General features: G+C 69.7%; 12 protein-coding genes and 6 pseudogenes. 9 read left to right on the forward strand and 9 right to left on the reverse strand.

Annotated elements, in window-relative coordinates:
• Positions 1–283: 283 nt before the first annotated feature.
• Positions 284–1,092, reverse strand: a protein-coding gene (locus tag ACFF45_RS28790) for an IS5 family transposase (RefSeq protein WP_381349582.1) whose coding sequence is annotated in 2 segments (ribosomal slippage) — positions 284–750 and positions 750–1,092 — 810 coding nt in all. Because the reading frame shifts where the segments join, the coding sequence is not laid out codon by codon here.
• Between the two features lie 85 nt (positions 1,093–1,177).
• Here ACFF45_RS28790 and ACFF45_RS28795 point away from each other — a divergent pair.
• A pseudogene (locus tag ACFF45_RS28795) lies at positions 1,178–1,970 on the forward strand (transposase).
• Positions 1,971–2,170: 200 nt separating this feature from the next.
• Here the strand turns inward: ACFF45_RS28795 and ACFF45_RS28800 are convergent.
• Positions 2,171–2,782 carry a TetR/AcrR family transcriptional regulator gene (locus tag ACFF45_RS28800; RefSeq protein WP_381349583.1) on the reverse strand — a complete coding sequence of 204 codons (612 nt, stop codon included), beginning with the start codon at positions 2,780–2,782 and terminating at the stop codon, positions 2,171–2,173.
• Between the two features lie 50 nt (positions 2,783–2,832).
• Here ACFF45_RS28800 and ACFF45_RS28805 point away from each other — a divergent pair, with 50 nt between their 5' ends.
• The 4 genes and pseudogenes from ACFF45_RS28805 (at position 2,833) to ACFF45_RS28820 (ending at position 5,069) form a co-directional block, all read left to right on the forward strand.
• A complete protein-coding gene (locus ACFF45_RS28805) occupies positions 2,833–3,042 on the forward strand; it encodes a hypothetical protein (protein WP_381349584.1) in 210 nt (69 codons plus the stop codon).
• Between the two features lie 13 nt (positions 3,043–3,055).
• Positions 3,056–3,826, forward strand: a complete 771-nt coding sequence (locus ACFF45_RS28810; RefSeq protein WP_381349586.1) for an SDR family NAD(P)-dependent oxidoreductase — start codon at positions 3,056–3,058, stop codon at positions 3,824–3,826.
• An 835-nt stretch (positions 3,827–4,661) separates the two neighbouring features.
• Positions 4,662–4,868: pseudogene (locus tag ACFF45_RS28815) on the forward strand (DUF3117 domain-containing protein); the annotation flags it as partial.
• A 24-nt stretch (positions 4,869–4,892) separates the two neighbouring features.
• Positions 4,893–5,069, forward strand: coding sequence for a DUF3117 domain-containing protein (locus ACFF45_RS28820; protein ID WP_381349596.1), 177 nt, complete (start codon positions 4,893–4,895; stop codon positions 5,067–5,069).
• A gap of 575 nt (positions 5,070–5,644) precedes the next feature.
• On the opposite strand, the gene ACFF45_RS28825 is transcribed toward ACFF45_RS28820, so the two are convergent.
• Positions 5,645–6,358 carry a luciferase domain-containing protein gene (locus tag ACFF45_RS28825; protein WP_381349587.1) on the reverse strand — a complete coding sequence of 238 codons (714 nt, stop codon included), beginning with the start codon at positions 6,356–6,358 and terminating at the stop codon, positions 5,645–5,647.
• Between the two features lie 90 nt (positions 6,359–6,448).
• Positions 6,449–7,894, reverse strand: a complete 1,446-nt coding sequence (locus ACFF45_RS28830; RefSeq protein WP_381349589.1) for an amidohydrolase family protein — start codon at positions 7,892–7,894, stop codon at positions 6,449–6,451.
• Between the two features lie 219 nt (positions 7,895–8,113).
• On the opposite strand from ACFF45_RS28830, the pseudogene ACFF45_RS28835 reads away from it, so the two are divergent.
• Together ACFF45_RS28835 and ACFF45_RS28840 are read left to right on the forward strand one after the other, a co-directional pair.
• A pseudogene (locus ACFF45_RS28835) lies at positions 8,114–8,173 on the forward strand (hypothetical protein); the annotation flags it as partial.
• Between the two features lie 139 nt (positions 8,174–8,312).
• Positions 8,313–8,869 (forward strand): annotated as a pseudogene (locus tag ACFF45_RS28840) (SAM-dependent methyltransferase); the annotation flags it as partial.
• 147 nt (positions 8,870–9,016) lie between these two features.
• On the opposite strand, the pseudogene ACFF45_RS28845 reads toward ACFF45_RS28840, so the two are convergent.
• Positions 9,017–9,473: pseudogene (locus ACFF45_RS28845) on the reverse strand (transposase); the annotation flags it as partial.
• 53 nt (positions 9,474–9,526) lie between these two features.
• Between ACFF45_RS28845 and ACFF45_RS28850 the strand changes: the two are divergent.
• Complete coding sequence (locus ACFF45_RS28850; protein WP_381349591.1) at positions 9,527–9,784, forward strand: transposase; 258 nt, start codon at positions 9,527–9,529, stop codon at positions 9,782–9,784.
• 237 nt (positions 9,785–10,021) lie between these two features.
• A complete protein-coding gene (locus ACFF45_RS28855) occupies positions 10,022–10,747 on the forward strand; it encodes a transposase (RefSeq protein WP_381349592.1) in 726 nt (241 codons plus the stop codon).
• 706 nt (positions 10,748–11,453) lie between these two features.
• On the opposite strand, the gene ACFF45_RS28860 is transcribed toward ACFF45_RS28855, so the two are convergent.
• The 4 genes and pseudogenes from ACFF45_RS28860 to ACFF45_RS28875 form a co-directional block, all read right to left on the reverse strand.
• Complete coding sequence (locus tag ACFF45_RS28860) at positions 11,454–13,292, reverse strand: acyltransferase family protein (protein WP_381349593.1); 1,839 nt, start codon at positions 13,290–13,292, stop codon at positions 11,454–11,456.
• Between the two features lie 145 nt (positions 13,293–13,437).
• Positions 13,438–13,602: pseudogene (locus ACFF45_RS28865) on the reverse strand (IS630 family transposase); the annotation flags it as partial.
• On the reverse strand, positions 13,601–13,993 hold the full coding sequence (locus ACFF45_RS28870) for a transposase (protein ID WP_381349595.1): 393 nt from the start codon (positions 13,991–13,993) through the stop codon (positions 13,601–13,603). The pseudogene ACFF45_RS28865 and the gene ACFF45_RS28870, both read right to left, overlap by 2 nt.
• A gap of 498 nt (positions 13,994–14,491) precedes the next feature.
• A complete protein-coding gene (locus ACFF45_RS28875; RefSeq protein WP_446697138.1) occupies positions 14,492–16,054 on the reverse strand; it encodes a fused MFS/spermidine synthase in 1,563 nt (520 codons plus the stop codon).
• Between the last annotated feature and the right edge of the window lie 272 nt (positions 16,055–16,326).

Raw genomic sequence — 16,326 nt, forward strand, 5'->3', positions numbered from 1 at the left:
ACTCGGGGCACCTCGGTAACCTGTCAACACTTCTCGTCGCCTCGAAGGGAACGGGATGCGGTCCGGTCAGGATGTGGAGCAAGGCCAGCACCCGCATCGACAGTCGTGCCATGGCGTTTCTCTGCAGGTGCAAGGCTTCGAACGCCACGAGCGGCGGCGACGGTGACCGGTCAGCGCCCCCTGGCTCACGTAGACACATGGCACAGCGCTCTGGCAAAGTGTTGACACTTGGCTCGCGTGATTTTACGGTGGCTCCCGCACATCGCCGCATTGAGACGTCGTGTCACTTGGTGAGGCGGCGGTAACTGATGAGGGCTGCGGCTATGCCGGCGAAGGCGAGGAAGTGCTCGGCCTTGCACTCGTAGCGGCGGTGCAGGCGTCGGCAACCGGCGAGCCAGGACACCGTCCGCTCGACGACCCACCGGTGGCGACCGAGCCGCTGGGAGGACTCGATGCCCTTGCGGGCGATGCGACGGCGGATGTGACGCTCGCGAAGCCATTTCCGCAGGCAGTCGTAGTCGTATCCCTTGTCGGCGTGCAGCTTGGCCGGTCGCCGCCGGCGCGGTCCGCGCCGGGAGCGGATGGGCGGGATGCCCTGCACAAGCGGCTTGAGGCCGAGGCTGTCGTGCAGGTTGGCGCCGGAGATGCCCAGCGAGAGCGGCAGTCCGTTGCGGTCGGTGATGAGATGGATCTTCGATCCGTTCTTGCCGCGATCGGTCGGATTCGGTCCGGTCAGTGGCCCCCTTTTGCCGCACGGACGCTGACGGAGTCGATGGCGCGCCGCGACCAGTCCAGCTCACCTCCGGCTCCGAGTTCGTCCAGGATGACGCGGTGGAGCCGGGCCCACACCCGGGCCTGGCTCCACTGGGCGAAGCGCCGGTAGACCGTCGGCCAGGCCGGCCCGGACACCGGGGGCAGTTGCCGCCAGGAACAGCCCGATGTGGCCACGAAGATGATCGCCGCAAGGCACTCACGGTCACCGGCCCGCCGTCGCCCCCCGCCCTGTGGGCGTATGACCTGCGACGGCGGAACCACCCGCCGGAACAGCGTCCACAACTCGTCCGGCACCAACCGCTCAACCAGATCCGTCATGCACGGCTCAACGAGCGATCACACCATCAGAAACGACGTCTGGGGCTGTCCCGTAACAGCTGGTCGCGAGTGAGATGATCTTGGTGTGGCTGATGTGATCACGGCGTCCGAGCCATCCTGGACAGGGCCGTCCACCACGCTGAGCCCGCGTCAGTTCAGCAAGTTGATCTCCGCGTTGCGGCGCGAGGGTGCGGACCCGGTCCGCACGGTCTGGCCCTGGAGCCTGCCGCTGGAGGACCGGGTCCTGCTGGTCGCCGCGTACTGGCGCACCAACCTCACCCTGCGGCAGCTGGCGCCCCTGTGCGGGGTGTCGAAGTCGGCCGCCGACCGCATCGTCGACCACCTCGGGCCCGCGCTGGCCTGCAACAGCGCAGGCGGTTCCGCAAGGACACCGTGCTGATCGTGGACGGAACCCTGGTCCCCACCCGTGACCACAGCATCGCCGAGCAGTCGAAGAACTACCGGTACTCGACCAACCACCAGGTCGTCATCGACGCCGACACCCGGCTCGTCGTCGCCGTCGGCCGGCCGCTGCCCGATAACCGCAACGACTGCACGGCGTGGGAACTGTCCGGCGCCAAGGACGCCGTCGGCCGCACCACGGTGATCGCGGACGGGGGCTACCGCGGCACCGGCCTGGTCATCCCGCACCGCCGCGAGCACGGCCAGGCCGAATTCCGGCCCGGTGAGAGGAACACGATGCATCCCACCGAAAGGTCCGCGCCCGGGTCGACTGCCGCCTCCTGAGAAGTGCCGTGCGGCCGGTGCAACTACCGGGCGAAGGTGACCTGTACCGAGGATGTTCGGGCAGCCGGCGGTGGCCTGGGGGAGGGTGGTGCGCGAGGGTGTCGTCGACGGTGAGCTGCCAGCGCAGCTGACGGCCCGGCGCCGCCGGGGCACCGCGCCGCCGCTCGAGGCCAGGGCCGCGGTCCGCGCACCGCTGACTGGCCGTTACGGGTGGCCGGGCGGGGTGCCGTCATGGTTCACGGCGACATCGGGTGGACGGTTCAATCCGCACCGGCGCTCCCGGCGCACACGGGGCCCGAGCAGAGCACTCCACCTGGCTCCACGTGGGCGATCAGCCGGCCGGAGCGGGATGCGGCAACTCCGGGACGCTGTGCGCCTGCATGCCGTCAAGGACCAGGCCGAGGTAGCGGCGCCACAGGTCCGGTTGCGCGGACGCCAGCGGAGCAGCAGTCTGGTAGATGCCGCTGACCAGCAGAATGATGTCCTGTCCGGTGATCTCGGGACGGATGGCGCCCTGCTCGCGGGCGCGGTCGACGAGGGTCTCGGCGATGGCCCGCAGCCGGTTGGTGCCGGCTTGGATCGACGGCTGGTCGTGAATGGCACCGCTCGCTATCTCGCAAAAGGCCCGGTCGCTCGCCTCGATCTCGATGATCGCGGTCATGAACGCGCGCAGCGCCTCGCCAGCGTCAGCTTCCTGGGCAAGCTGCTCGCCGGTGGCCACCAGGGTGTCGATGTTCTCGCAGACGATCGCTGCGACCAGGTCTTCCTTGGTGGCGAAGTGGCGGAACACGGTTCCCTTCGCGATGCCGGCTCGTTCCGCGATCTCGGCGATGGAGACGTTGGTCCCCAGCTCGGCGAAGGCCGACGTCGCCGCGTCATGGAGCAGCTTCCTGGTGCGCACGGCATCGCTGCGCAAGGGCCGTGTCGTGGGCGCGTTGGTCATCTCTCTCCATTCATCCCCTCGGAAGCGTACCTCAACATGACCATTTGGTCATGTTCTTGCCGATCGCCGGTGCGGCGATCGGCGCGACCTGCGGGAAGGCGGTCCATCCTCAACTTGACCGCAGAGTCATGTTTTCCTACAGTAAAGATGACCGCATGGTCAGCTTGGTGGGAACTGCCGCTCTTCCCTTGGGGTGCAGCCGCATCCCGGCGGCCGCGAGCACCGCGTCCAGCCACTCCCACCGACTGCGCACCGACTGAGGAGAACCGAGTCATGGGTTACCGCCTGCAGGGCAAGACGGCACTGATCACCGGATCCACGAGCAACATCGGCCGCGGAGTCGCCCTCGCGTATGCCCGGGAGAGCGCGCACGTCGTCGTCTCGGGCCGCAGCGCCGAGCGAGGCGCGCAGGTCGTGGAGGAGATCCGGGCGGCCGGCGGCCGTGCGGACTTCGTCGCCGCCGACCTCGACGGCTCGGCTGCCGCTTCTCAGGCCCTGGCTGACGACGCCCGCGCTGTTCTGGGCGGGCAGGTGGACATTCTGGTCAACAACGCTGGCATCTTCCCCGCGCAGGGCACCCTGGCCACCGATGAGGCCACGTTCGACCGCGTCTTCGCGGTCAACGTCAAGGCGCCGTTCTTCCTCACCGCGGCCCTCGTGCCCGGCATGGTCGAAGCCGGCGGAGGTGCAGTGATCAACCTCGGTTCGTGGGCCGTCCGCCAGGGGCTCCCGCAGGGAGTGGCCTACAGCGCCTCCAAGGGTTCTCTGGAGACCCTCACCCGCGCGTGGTCTGCCGAGTTCGGCCCCCGCGGAGTGCGCGTAAACGCCATCTCGCCCGGCGTCGTCCTGGACATCGACCCCGAAGAGGCAGGCAGCCACCCGGCCGGCGTGATGATGAAGGGCACCCCGTACGGCAGCACGGGCACGCCGGACGCCATCGGCCAGGCCGCGGTGTACCTCGGTAGCGACGAGTCGTCGTTCGTACACGGCACCGTGCTCGACGTCGACGGCGGCCGCACCACCGTCGCGGTCATCGCCGCCTGACGTACCCCACCGCCGGCCAAGGACTGCAGGGCGGGGCACGTGAGGCGAACCCTCCTCGGCGAACAGCGAGCTCACATGGCGCTGTCGCAACCCCGCGAGCCCGGTCAAGCTGCTCCGGCCTTCGGGCGCTCGGACCGGTGCACGCCGATCGCCGGAACCCGCCTGAAACGCCAGGCGCCTGGTGCTGCGCTCCCGCAACGGCACCGACCTCGCCGGCTCGTTTCCGGAGGTCCGCGCCGGGGCCGCGCAGCTTCCGGACGCGACCGCGCTCGACGGGGAACTGGTCGTGTGGGAGTCTGGCCGGCTGGCTGATGAGCGGCCTGCACACTTCCGCCGTCGACCTGCTGCGCCTGGCGGGCACCGTCACGACCAGGTGGCCCCACCGGCGGCGCCGGGCCTGCCTGGAAGACCTGTTCGCCCAGCAGCGGCCGCGCCGTGCGCGCTCTGTGAGGACGCCCCGCACAGCCCGTCAGGCTGGCTCACCTGGCCGTCCGGTCGACACCCGAGCCGGAGGGGGTGAGGATGATTGGAGCGGCGCCTTTCCGATCAGCTCGGCGCCGCAGCGGCGCAACAGCCGTACATCCGTTGTCGCGTTGCGGCTGGAAGGATCCCCGAGCGCTAGCGCAGCGACTTGCCTCCGTGTTTCCGCAGCGCACTCCATTCATCGCGAGGGAGGACATCCATCATGGCCCGGCGCATCCGGCTCAATGCCGTCACCTCGCTCATCGCTTCATCGTTGGTCCTGGGGGCCACGCTTGTCTTAGCGCCTTCTGCCACCGCGACACCCGCTCTGGGGACGTGCGCAGTCAATACCGGAAGCAACCTGACGCGGGCACTGTCCCTCAACGACGTTGGATTCCTACAGCCGCGCGCCAGGATCAAGCCGCGGGCGGGCGACGGCCCACTCCAAGTCACCGAGAAGGAGGGCATCGAGCCGTACAGCGTCGTCATGCGGGTGCCGCTCGACGTCGGCGGTCGGCTCGTGGTGGAACTGACCACGGACGAGGCCGGCGCCCTCTCCGAGCAACTTAGAAACCCCGTCAACGACAGTGAAGTTACTCAGTCGTTGAGCGTCAGGGCCGGGATCAGGCCGCGGACGGGCGACGGCCCGCTCGAAGTCACCGAGGAGGGGCAGAGCATGGTCATGCGCCTGCCGCTCGAAGGCGGCGGTCGACTCGTCGTCGAACTAACCCCAGACGAGGCCGGTGCCCTCGCCGACAAACTCGACAGCGTCGTCGGCTGACGTCGGTGGTCAGTGACATGGAGGTCGTACCGCGGAGTTCGTCTGACGGTCGAACCTGGACTTCGGGCCCACGAGTGCCAGGTCAACTGACGTCTTCGAGGCGCTGCCTGATCCGCGTGTTCGTTCGGGCCGCGGTCGGGGTCGCTCACCCACGGCCCTGCTGCTGAACCACGCCGACCACATCTATGTCCTCGACCAGGGGCGCGTCGTCGAAGACGGCACGCACGAGGACCTGATGGCCTGCGAGGGCGGCCTGTACCACCGCACGGCTGCTCCACCGCCGCTCAGCCCGGTAGGCGCGAAGACGAGGCTCACCCCCGGGTGTTCGCGAGAGGTGACCGTACGGGAAGGCCACTGCCCGGTCCGGCGCGGGCTCGCGCCGGACCGGGGTGTGGGTCCGCAGCGGCGCCCGGCCGCCGGTGTCCGCCCGGGACAGGATCGAGGGCGGTGCGTGCGTCACCTGCTGCGTGGGGCGTGTTTCCAGCTTGCGTGCGGCACGTGGCCGATCGATGAGCATCCGGCGGCGACACCACTCTTCGGCGGTGCCGAAGGATCCCGCAGTGCGCCGGGTGCGCTCAGCGCTCGACAGGGGCCGCGTTGCGTACGGCGGCTTCGAGGATGCCGGTCACGATCTTCAGCTCCTCCTCGTCGCGGGGTGGGTAGACCAGCAGGTACGTGGACGGGAGTTGCGGTACGACCCCGGCAAGAGGGTGACGCTCACCCCATGCCCCCTCGATCACGGCGCGGGCGTCGGAGGCCGCGAGGATCATGTGCAGGGAGCCGTCACCGGGGTGCACGTGCGCGATCTCGCCCTGTGTGGTCCGCAGGTCCACGGGCGCGGTCGCGTGGTCCCTCAGGGCCATCGCGTCGCAGTGGCCCTCCAGGACGCTTCGGCGGGTGGTCAGGAAAGCGGGATGGGCGGACACCAGGTCCGCGAACGCGGCGTCGAGCGCGGTGTGCATGGCGGTGCTGATCCTCTGGTCGACCGGCCGGTGGGGAATGGGCCAGGGGCCGATCCTCGGGCGCGGGCCGTGGCGGCGTGGGAGGCCCGACAGCAGCGGGGTCGTAGGTTTATGTTCCCCGTACCCCGTGACGTCGAGGGGAGCGGCCTTGCGGAGGCGGAGCCGGGTGGTGGTCAGCCAGCCCCGGGGTGTGGACGGGAGCCCTCCGGGGCCGAGGGCCCTCCAGGCGCGGTAGTCGCGCCGGGCCCACGCCCCGGCGAGCGCGGTGGCCGCGAGGACCGCTGTGAGGACGGCCGGCACCGGTCGTCGGCGTAGGGGTGAGGCCATGGCGTACTCCAGGATCGATGCAGGGGTAAGGGTGAGAAGGCCCCGTGCAGGATGCGCAGCGGGGCCCGCCCGCGTCGCGCCGCCGCCTGGTCAGTGGGCGCCGGGCTCGGCCGCGACTCGCTCCAGGATGGCGTCTAGGTCGGCGCGGGTCCACCAGGCGCCCTCACGCATCACACCGGCGATCCTGTGCAGGGCGGTGTGGTCCGCCACCGGGTCCTCGTCCAGGAGCACCAGGTCGGCGGGCATCCCGGCGGCGATACGGCCGAGCTCGCCCTCCCGGCCCAGGAACCGGGCCGGCTCGGTGGTCGTCATCCGCAAGATGGTCAGCGGTTCGAGTCCGGCCTCGGCGAGGTAGTCGAACTCGTCGTGGAGGGCGAAACCCGGGATGATGCCCGCGGCGCCGCACGAGTCGGTGCCCGCGATCATCGGCACCCCCGCGTCGGCGAAGGTCTTGGTCATCCGGAGCTGGGCGTCCCAGTGGCTGCGCAAGGCGTTGCGGGTGGCGTCGGGGAGCTTGGAGAACTTCTTCGCGGACTTGTCCCAGGCACGCAGTTCCACGGGGGCCATGTACCGCCGTCGCAGGTCCTCGGTGTGCTCGGGCGAGTCGCCGAACTGCTGTGTGTGCACCCGGATGAGGGTGGGACAGTTCCAGGTGGTGTGCTCCACGAAGAGGGCCGCCAGCTCGGCCGCCTTCCGCTGGTCGTACGACCCGTCCGCGAGCTCGTAGGCGTGCGCCTCCATCTCGGAGGTGCCCGTCGCGGGGTTCACCGCCATCCCCTTGATCATCTTCATCATCAGCTTGTCGGCACCGGGGAACTTCACCTTCGGAATGGGCGGCAGCTTGCGGGTGGCGTTCTTGGCGCGGACCTCGCTCTCGCGGGAGGAGGCCGCCGCGAACACGGTGACGCCCGGGCCGAGGTGCTCGATGGACCACACCCCGTTCCGCGCCGCTTCCCGGGGATCGAGGTCGTGGGGCAGGTGTCCGCCCAGCAGGATGCCGAGCCGGTTCGCCTCCTCCAGGGCGGCGAGGAAGGTGACGCGGGTGGTGGCGCCCGCCTTGATGAAGTCCGCACCGTCCCGGTGCTGTTCCCGTACGGCCCGCACGGCTCCGTCCACCGTGCTCGCGTTCAGGGGGGTCAGCAGGTCACCGGGGGTGGCCAGGAGCGCGGGAGCACCGGTCGGCCGCGGCAGCGTGCCTTCGCGCCGGGACTTCAGCAGGGCCTTGTCGCCCGACATCTGGCGGAAGCCGACGACGCCGTTGGCGAGCATCAGCGCGTAGGTCCCGTCGATGTCCTCGGGAGTGTTGAGGGCGTGCGTGTGCATGTCCATGAACGCCGGGACGAGGAAGCGGCCCTGTCCCTCGACCGTGCGCGCGCCCGCGACCGGCGCGCCGGTCGCCGTCACGGACACGATCCGTCCGTCGTCGACCACCACGTCCTGGCCCCGGGTGCGGCTCCCGTCCAGCGGGTCGACCACGGTGACGTCCTGGACCACCACATGGCCGGTGACCTGGGACGGCTCGACGTACCTGCTCATGACGCTCCTAGAAAGTGTTCTCGCGCGAGTGCGCTGTCCCCCTACGCGCTTGCGGCGCAAGTGCAGCTTGTGCCGTGCGGGGACTCTGATCAAGAGGCGTTCCCCGATACTGTTGTTCGGTCAGGCCGAACGATCGGGACGGAGGGCGCGGCCGTGAACCTCACCCACCTGGAGTGCTTTCTCGCCGTGGCCGAGGAGCTCCACTTCGGTCGCGCGGCCATGCGCCTGCACCGCAGCCCCTCGACCGTCAGTGAGGCCATCACCGCGCTGGAGCAGACCGCCGGCGGCCAGCTCTTCACCCGTACCAGCCGGCGCGTGCAGCTCACCGAACACGGACGGTGGTTCCTGGGTCAGGTCAAGGAGCCCTACGCACAGCTCGCCCAGGCATACCGAGCGGCGCCGGAGCGCGGCAGGGGCAGGCGGCTGGGCCCCGTCCGAGCCGGTCAGCGACACGCTGCGGACTGTGCCACGTCACCACTTTGCCCCGGAGGTGCACCTCGCGGCCGCGTACCACGGCGGGGACCGGGCGGTTGTCACCCGGCGCGACGAGACCGGAGCGGCGCTCAGCTCCGTGTCCGCGGCGTGGCTCCAGGCCGACATGATCGAGCACCTGCCTCTGAAGCCGGCGCGGTCGTGTTCGAGGCGGGATCCGGCGGCTATAACGCCGAGCTGATCACCCAGGTCACCGCACCCGACGGTCGTGTGGTCACGGTCGACATCGATCCGTGGGTCGTGCGCCGCATCCACCGGTTCCTCACGGAGGCCGGCAGCGGACGCGTCACCGTGATCGAGGCCGACGCGGCCCTCGGAGCACCCGCCCACCTCGTGCCCCGCGGCGGCTTCGACGGCAGCCTGGTCACCTACAGCTGCCGGGACATCGCCCCAGCCCGGCGAGAGCAGCTGGCCGAGGGCGCACGCCTGGTCCTACCGCTGGAGATCGGCGGCTACACCCGGGCGGCTGGGTGGACCGCCAGGCCACCGTCGGCATTGAGCACCGGACGGCGGCCTGGGTAGGTGCGCCGCGCCGTGACCAGGTCGCGCTCGTCGAGTCGCCGGCGAAGACGAGGACGTCGTGGACCAACTCCACCTTTTGCACCGCGGTGGGCCACCGGCAGAGCAACACTGCTTGATGCCCACGGTCAGCCAGGGGCCGCCGCCCTGGTAGGCGAGCTCGGCCAGGATGGGGACGCCCTGGCGCTCGCAGATGCGGATGATCCGGTGGGTGCGGGCGGCGGTCAGGTCATGAGATCGGCCCGGCAGGGCGGGTGAGAGCCACAGCAGTCGGCCGTCCGGATCGGTGACCACCTGCACGTTCACTCCGTGCCGGCGGCGCTTGTGGGAGTAGTCAGCGCGTGAGTCGCCGACCCGGTCGCACTCGGCGAGGGTGCCGTCCAGCAGAACGAAGTCGGGGCCGGCCTCGCAGGACCTTCAGCAGACCCGGCGCGCGCTGGGCGAGCAGGCGGATGACCGCGCTGGTGTGGGTGTGGGCGGTGGACTCGCTGATCCCGAACCCTGCAGCGATCTTCGCCAGGGTGGTGTGCTCGCGCACGTACACCAGTGCCACCATCGCGCGCTGAGACGCCGGCATCGTGCCGTGGAGTTCAGGAAGTTCCGATCCGGATCGACAAGGAGGTGCCAGCCGGTCTGGAGGTGCATCTGATCTGCGACAACGCCTCCACGCACAGGACGCCCGCCATTCAGCGGTGGCTGGCCGCACACCCGCGCTTCCACGTGTACGTCACCCCCACCAGCAGCTCCTGGCTCAACCAGGTCGAGCGGTGGCTCGGCCTCCTCACCGACAAGCAGATACGACGAGGCGTCCACAAGAACGTCCAGGCCCTGGAGAAGGACAATCCGCACCTGGATCAAGACCTGAAACGAAGACCCTGAACCCTTCGGCTGGACGAAGACCGCGGACGAGATCCTCGAACGCCTCGCCGGATATCTGAACGAATTCCCAACTCAGGACACTAGGGGCGCCAAACCACCGCATGGTGCGGCCCGGCGAGGTAGGTGTAGAGGGGGTCTCCTGGGAGATGCCGGCGATCGTGCCGGAGGAGTTGACGAGGGTGGCGGTGGCATACGGGTTGGCGCGACACCGCCCTGGTCAAGGAGTTCCACGACCGGTTGCACGCGAGGGTCCGCGAGGAGCTGGGGCGGGAGGCGCAGCCGACAGCCGGGGTGATCGACTCGCGGTCCGTCAAGGCGGACGCCGTCGTCGGTGCGGACAGCCGCGGCTTCGACGGCGGCAAGCTCGTCAACGGCCGCAAGCGGCACGTCGTGGTCGACACCCTCGGCCTGCTGCTGGGCGTGATGGTCACCGCCGCGGATGTCGGCGACCGCACCGCTGCCCGGGTCCTGCCTGAGCAGGTGGCCGAGGCACACCATCGCCTTGCCCTCGTTTGGGCCGACGGCGGCTACACCGGCAACCTCGTCGAGTACTGCCTGGCAACGTCCGTCCTGGTCCTGGCGATCGTCAAACGCAGCGACGACCAGAAAGGGTGCGTGGCGCTGCCCAAGCGGTGGATCGTCGAGCGGTTCTTCGCCCATCTGATGCGAAGCCGTCGCCTGGTGCGCGACTTCGAGCGGCGCACCACCAGCGCGGAGGTGATGGTCTACTGGCCGGTACCGCTCGCCGGCCGCGACCACCTCGAACTGCTGCCCGTGCGCGCAGGCCATCACCGCATCCGCATCCGCATCCGCATCCGCATCCACCACCGCACCTACGACGCGTACCTCCTCGCCCCCCTACCGCGGCCAGCCCTCCCCCGTCGCCGGCCGGGGCGGCAAATGGGAGATCCACTACAACCCCCACGACGTCCGCCAGATCTGGATCCGCCTCCCCGACGATGACCTCACCGAGATCCCCTGGATCCACCGCGACCACGTCCACCAGCCGTTCAACGACCACACCCGGCAGCACATCCGCACCCACGCCCAGCACAGCAACCACGACGACAGCCAGCAGCACGAAGCCGGCCTGGCCGACGCCCTCGACCAGCTCATGCGCCGCGTGACCACCGGTCACGCCACCAAGGCGAACAAGCTCTCGTCGCCCGCGCCACCACAGCTCCGGTCCCCGCCGCCCGACATCCGCAGCACGACACCGACCCCACCACCGGCGAGTCGGCGCAGCACGGCGAGGACGACAGCATCGACGATCCCGACGACGCGCCCGACGGCGACTTCAGCCCCGCCCCTGCCACCGGATTCGGACTCTACGACGCACACGAGGAGCCGACAGATGGTGAACCCGAACCCACAGAGTGCGGGCAGCACACCAGTCGGCGCCGACGACAGTGATGCGGCCGAGCCGTCCTGGCCCCTGACCACCTGTCAGGGCTGGCAGCGTTTCGCCACCACCGACCCGCCCGCCCCGCCCCAGCCTGAGAACGGCCTGGCGTCACTGGCCCTTGCTGTGGACCGGACGGCCGCCGCGCTGCCGGCGGGCATCCAGGGAGGCATGGTGATCACGATGTCCACGGGTGAATCGACCCACCTCAAGGCGGCACACACCGGCACCGCACGCCTCCGCGCGATCGAGACCGAGCCGGCCTGGTCATCCCCGGCCGAGGAGCCCGGTCAGGGTGGGGGCCAGAACCGGGGTGAGGGCCTTGGCGTAGGCCTCGGAGAGGTGGCTGTCGTCGCGATGGACCATGGTGTTGCCGACGACGACGGGGCAGATGCCGGTGCGGGCGGCGCAGAGCCAGGGGGCGGGGTCGATGACCGATACGCCGGTGGCGCCCGCGGCCCTGCGGACGGCTGTGTGGCGAGTGGTGTCGGGCTTCCCGTCCGACAGATGGTTCGCACAGGTCTGCAGCTGCAGCGAGTTCTCCGCCGCACAGTCGACGGCGTCACCCTTCGGCCAGGGGGTGTCCAGCAGGGCGGCCACGTGGGCGCCGGAGGCGGTGAGGCCACGGAAGGTGGTCTCGAAGCCGGTGGTCCACTGCCCAAGGGGGTCGCCGGTGGGGTGAGCGGGGTCTCCGGCGTCGGAGGAGGAGACGACGACCAGGGCCGGTCGCAGAGCGTTGATCTTCGCGATGGCCTGGGAACGCCAGTCGTCGCAGGCCGTGTACGGCTGGTGATCCCGGATGATGGTCACTGCGGCGACCTTGCAGGAGGCCTTCGTCATCGAGACCAGCCTCCAGCCACGCGTGGTCGCGAGCCGCTCCAAAGCCGGGAACCACTGGGCCGCGTGGGAGTCGCCGAAGAGCACCACGGTCCGGGAGGACGCACGCTTCCCGTAGACGCAGAGCCGAGGCCGGGTGCTCTCGTAGTCGACATGGCAACCGTCCCGGTAGACCGCGGACCGGGAGGACTTCACCTTCGGCAGGGCCGGACTGAGGTTGCTCGGCAGGCCGGCGGCGGGCGACTGCAGAAGTTCCTTCAACCGCGCCTGAGGATCCGGCGCTCCGGCCAGTTCCTCCGTCAGTTCAGGTGCGGGCGCGCCGACCTCGATCGTCGGCGGGACCGCTGCCGCCGTGAGCGACAGCACCGTGGCTCCTGCCGACAGCGCGGCTCCGAGGCCCAGGGCCCGGCGGGTCCGTCCTCTGAATATACGGTGGAAGCGCACGGGATTCTCGACGAGGCGCACCAGCGGCCGCAGTCCGAGCAGCCGTCCCACACCGTGCGGGGCGGGTGCGCAGCCGCCGGCCAGGACGAGGGCGGTGCCGAGGACCGGCAGGAGGGCGTGGTGGCCCGGAAAGGGTGTCCGGTCGTCGTACCAGAACGCCGCCAGCGTGACGCAGGCCAGGCCGATCCAGGTCAGCGGGGCCGCGAGAAAGGCGGGCAGGCGTTCCAGCCGGGTCGTGGCCAGTGCGAGCAGTGCCCCGGTGCCGAGTTCCCAGCCGCGGCCGGGGGAGCCGAAGTACGCCCAGGGCGCGGAGTGGTTCGTCAGAAGGACGCTGAACACGAAGGATCCGAGGCACAGCGCTCCGAGCGGTATCGCGACCCATATGCGCCTACCGCGGGCGGCCCGCCAGCAGAGCAGCAGGAGCAGCGGCCACACCAGGTAGAACTGCTCCTCCACGGCGAGCGACCAGAAGTGCTGGAACGGTGACGGCGGACTGTCCTGGGCGAGATAGTCCGTATCCGTCGCCGCCAGCCGGAAGTTGACCACGTACAGCGCGCTGCCGAGGGCGTCGCCCGCGTACTCGGCGAGTCTCGCCTTGGACAGGAACAGCCAGGATCCGACCAGCGTGACGGTGATGACCAGGGACGACGCCGGCAGCAGGCGCAGCGCGCGGCGGGCGTAGAAGGCGCGGACCGACAAGCGGCCGGTGGCGGCGAGTTCGCGCAGCAGCAGGGACGTGATGAGGAAGCCGGAGATCACGAAGAACACGTCGACCCCGATGTAACCGCCGCTGACCTGCGGCACTCCGGCATGGGAGAGCACCACGAGCCCGACGGCGACCGCGCGTAATCCCTGTATGTCGAGTCGTAAGGAGTAGCTTTCGCGAAGCGCAGATCTGGCACCCGCCGGGATGGTACGGACCTGGGCGGGCCTGGCGCTCGGCATCGACGCGACTCCTAGATGAGGGTCCTGAGTCAGGAACTCTGTTCAGATAACTGGCAAGGCGTTCGAGGATCTCGTCCGCGGTCTTCGTCCAGACGTAGGGCTTGGGATCGGTATTCCATGCGGCGATCCAGGCACGGATGTCCTTCTCCAGGGCCTGAACGGTTTTGTGGACCCCTCGACTCTGTTGCTCAATTCCGTCGGGCGGTGAGTCGGTAGCGGAGTCGTTCGAGGTTGCTGCTGCGGGGGCGGTCGAGTGGGCCGTCGGCCCAGTGGGCGTCGAGTCGGACAGGATTGATCGCGGCGGCGGAGAAGGCGTGCTGGAGGCGGATTTTCGACAGGCCACGGTAGCGGGCGTGGCGGATACCGGTGATGTCGAGGGCCTGGTTGATGGTGCCCTCGATGCCGGCGCGGAGGGCGTACCTGCTCTTCCATGTGTCGGTCTTCTGCTCGGCGCGGGCCTGGGCGAGGGCCTCCTGGGGTTCGTCGGGACGCAGGGTGAGCATGCGCCGACCGAGCTCGCAGGTGGTGCACTGTTCCTGGAAGGGACAGGAACGGCAGGCCAGGACGCCGAAGGTGATCACGATGGCACGATGTCCCGTCGGTGCAGACGGGCTCCTCCGGCGCGGCCCACGCCTGCTCGGGGACCACGGTGACCGCTCGGCCCGGGCCGGTCATCTTCCATCTGACGTGCCCGGTCGTGGGTTGCGCTTACTTGGACCCACGGCAACCCCCGCTGGTAGGCGCCGACCGGGACGACTCCACCGCTGGCGTGCGAAGTTCAGGTCACAGGTTTGACGGTTCCTGCCGACTGGCCGGAAACAGACTCGGTGTCCTCATGGCCTTTCTCACGGACGAGGGCGCGACTGCCGACCAGATCTCGGGCCGCACATCCTGCATGACAATCACAACGGACCGCCACGGCGGAGGTTAGGAACTTCCGGCGCCTGACACCACGGCAGCCGAAGAGAATCAAGGCGGCTCCTGACCAGCAGAGATAGCGAACTGCAACTGGAGTACCACAGCTGGCCGGCGAGTGAGAACTGCTCACCTCCGAGAGAGCCGCAACAACACGTGTCTTGTCACTGGCTGCTCCGTGGGCTGTATGGCTGGAGGAGCTGGTCGACGGGCGCGTAGTCGTCGGTGAGGAGTTGGGCATCGCCGGTCCAGGCGGTGAGGTCCTCGCCGGTGACGATCTCCCAGCCGGTCTGCCGGGCGTCCAGCCTTTCCTGCGTCGCGTGCAGGTCGACCGGCCGGTGGGAGGCGAGTACCACCAGATTGCCGCCCCGGGGGGTGGCGCTGGGGTCGAGGCCGATATCGACGGGTTCGCCGATGAGGGCGACGTGCTCGAAGGTTTCGCTGAGGGTGGCTACTTCGGCGCGTGCGAAGGCCAGTTCACCGTGATCGATGAGGTTGGCGACGTACAGGCCGTCCCGGTTGAGTACCCGCCGTACGTCAGCCATCGCTTCCACCGTGGTGAGGTGCCACGGCACGCTGACACCTCCGAAGGCGTCACCGACGACGAGGTCACGACTGCCGGTGTCCAGTCGTCCCAGACCGAGCCTGCCGTCCTCGACACGCAGGTCCATACCGGCTTCTGATCTCAGACCGAGTTGGTCGCGGTTGATGCGCAGGACTCCGCTGTCGATCTCGGACACGATGCTGCGGGTCCCGGGCCGCGTGGCCGCGAGGTAACGGGGGATGGTGAGCCCGCCGCCGCCCACGTGGTGGGCGGCAAGTGGCTCACCTTCGGGAAAGGCGGCATCGACCACCGACGCGATGGCGCGCACGTACGTGAACTCCAGGTAGGTCGGGTCGTCGATGTCGACGTAGGAATGCCGCAGACCGTCGAGTACGAGAGTGCGACCACCGTTGCGGTCGGGATCTGCGACAATCCGCGCGCAGTGGTACCTGGTCTCCACGTCGCAGCCACCGGGCGCGACCAGGGTGGCGAGGCCGCCGGCAAGGACCACGAGGGTGAGGGCAGGGGCGCCGCTCCACCCGCGCGTTCGCCACTCGACCAGCGCCGAGCCGGCCAGCAGCAGTGCTCCGAGGCCGATCAGGATGCCACTGACCGGCAAGCGCGAGACGAGGACGAAGCCGGTGAGTACCGTGCCGACGATGGCGCCGACGGTGCCGGTGCCGGACAGTCGGCCGACAACCGTTCCGGTCTCGGCGAGGCTGGTAAGACGTGCCTTGGTCACGATCGGCGTCACCGCGGAGAGGAGCGCACCCGGCACGAGGATGGTCAGCGAAGCGATCAACATGAGCGCCACCGGTGCCCACTCGGCTGTGGTGCGCAGCAGGACAGGGGTGAGCGCCACGACCACTCCCGACACCCCGAGCGCGGGGCCTATGAGCCGGCGCGGACTGATCTGGTCGGCGATGCGCCCGCCCAGCCACGAGCCGAGGGCGATCGCGGTGAGGGCGATGCCGATCACCATGGTGCTGGTCTCGAGGGTGAGGCCGAGGTAGGGAGCCAGCAGCCGCAAAGCGACGATCTCGACCACCAGGACTGAAGCCGAGGACCCGAACACGATCACCGCAGCGGCACGGGACCCCAGGCCGTGGTGGCAAGCCTCGTCGACAGGCGAGGAAGGCGATTTGGTCACGAGCGACATCTTCGCATGCGACTCGTCGGCCATGGCCGGGGGTGCTGCGGGCCATGGCGGGCACCGGTCCGACGTTGACGCGGCGGGCGGCCCGGCCCGTGTCGTCGATGGTGACGAGCCGCCGGCGAGCAGGTCGAGGACGCACAGGCCGGTCCGTCCAGCCGGCCACCGACGCGCCGCTGTCGACCGCACCGGCCAGCAAGTCGGCCAGTTTCCCCGGCGCACTCCCCCACGTGGAGCTCGTCCAGAACTCGTACGATCACGGCCGCACCACCGCCAGCACGTACCGGGCGGCCCCGTCCCCC

The organism is Streptomyces cinereospinus (assembly GCF_042430725.1).
In the GTDB taxonomy this organism is placed as follows: domain Bacteria; phylum Actinomycetota; class Actinomycetes; order Streptomycetales; family Streptomycetaceae; genus Streptomyces; species Streptomyces cinereospinus.

What these genes read in the sequence shown, in the direction of transcription:
- ACFF45_RS28830 (WP_381349589.1), bottom strand. Translation starts at nt 7,894, where the DNA reads ATGAGCAGGTACGTCGAGCCGTCCCAGGTCACCGGCCATGTGGTGGTC.
- ACFF45_RS28810 (WP_381349586.1), top strand. Translation starts at nt 3,056, where the DNA reads ATGGGTTACCGCCTGCAGGGCAAGACGGCACTGATCACCGGATCCACG.
- ACFF45_RS28825 (WP_381349587.1), bottom strand. Translation starts at nt 6,358, where the DNA reads ATGGCCTCACCCCTACGCCGACGACCGGTGCCGGCCGTCCTCACAGCG.
- ACFF45_RS28875 (WP_446697138.1), bottom strand. Translation starts at nt 16,054, where the DNA reads ATGGCCGACGAGTCGCATGCGAAGATGTCGCTCGTGACCAAATCGCCT.
- ACFF45_RS28800 (WP_381349583.1), bottom strand. Translation starts at nt 2,782, where the DNA reads ATGACCAACGCGCCCACGACACGGCCCTTGCGCAGCGATGCCGTGCGC.
- ACFF45_RS28805 (WP_381349584.1), top strand. Translation starts at nt 2,833, where the DNA reads ATGTTCTTGCCGATCGCCGGTGCGGCGATCGGCGCGACCTGCGGGAAG.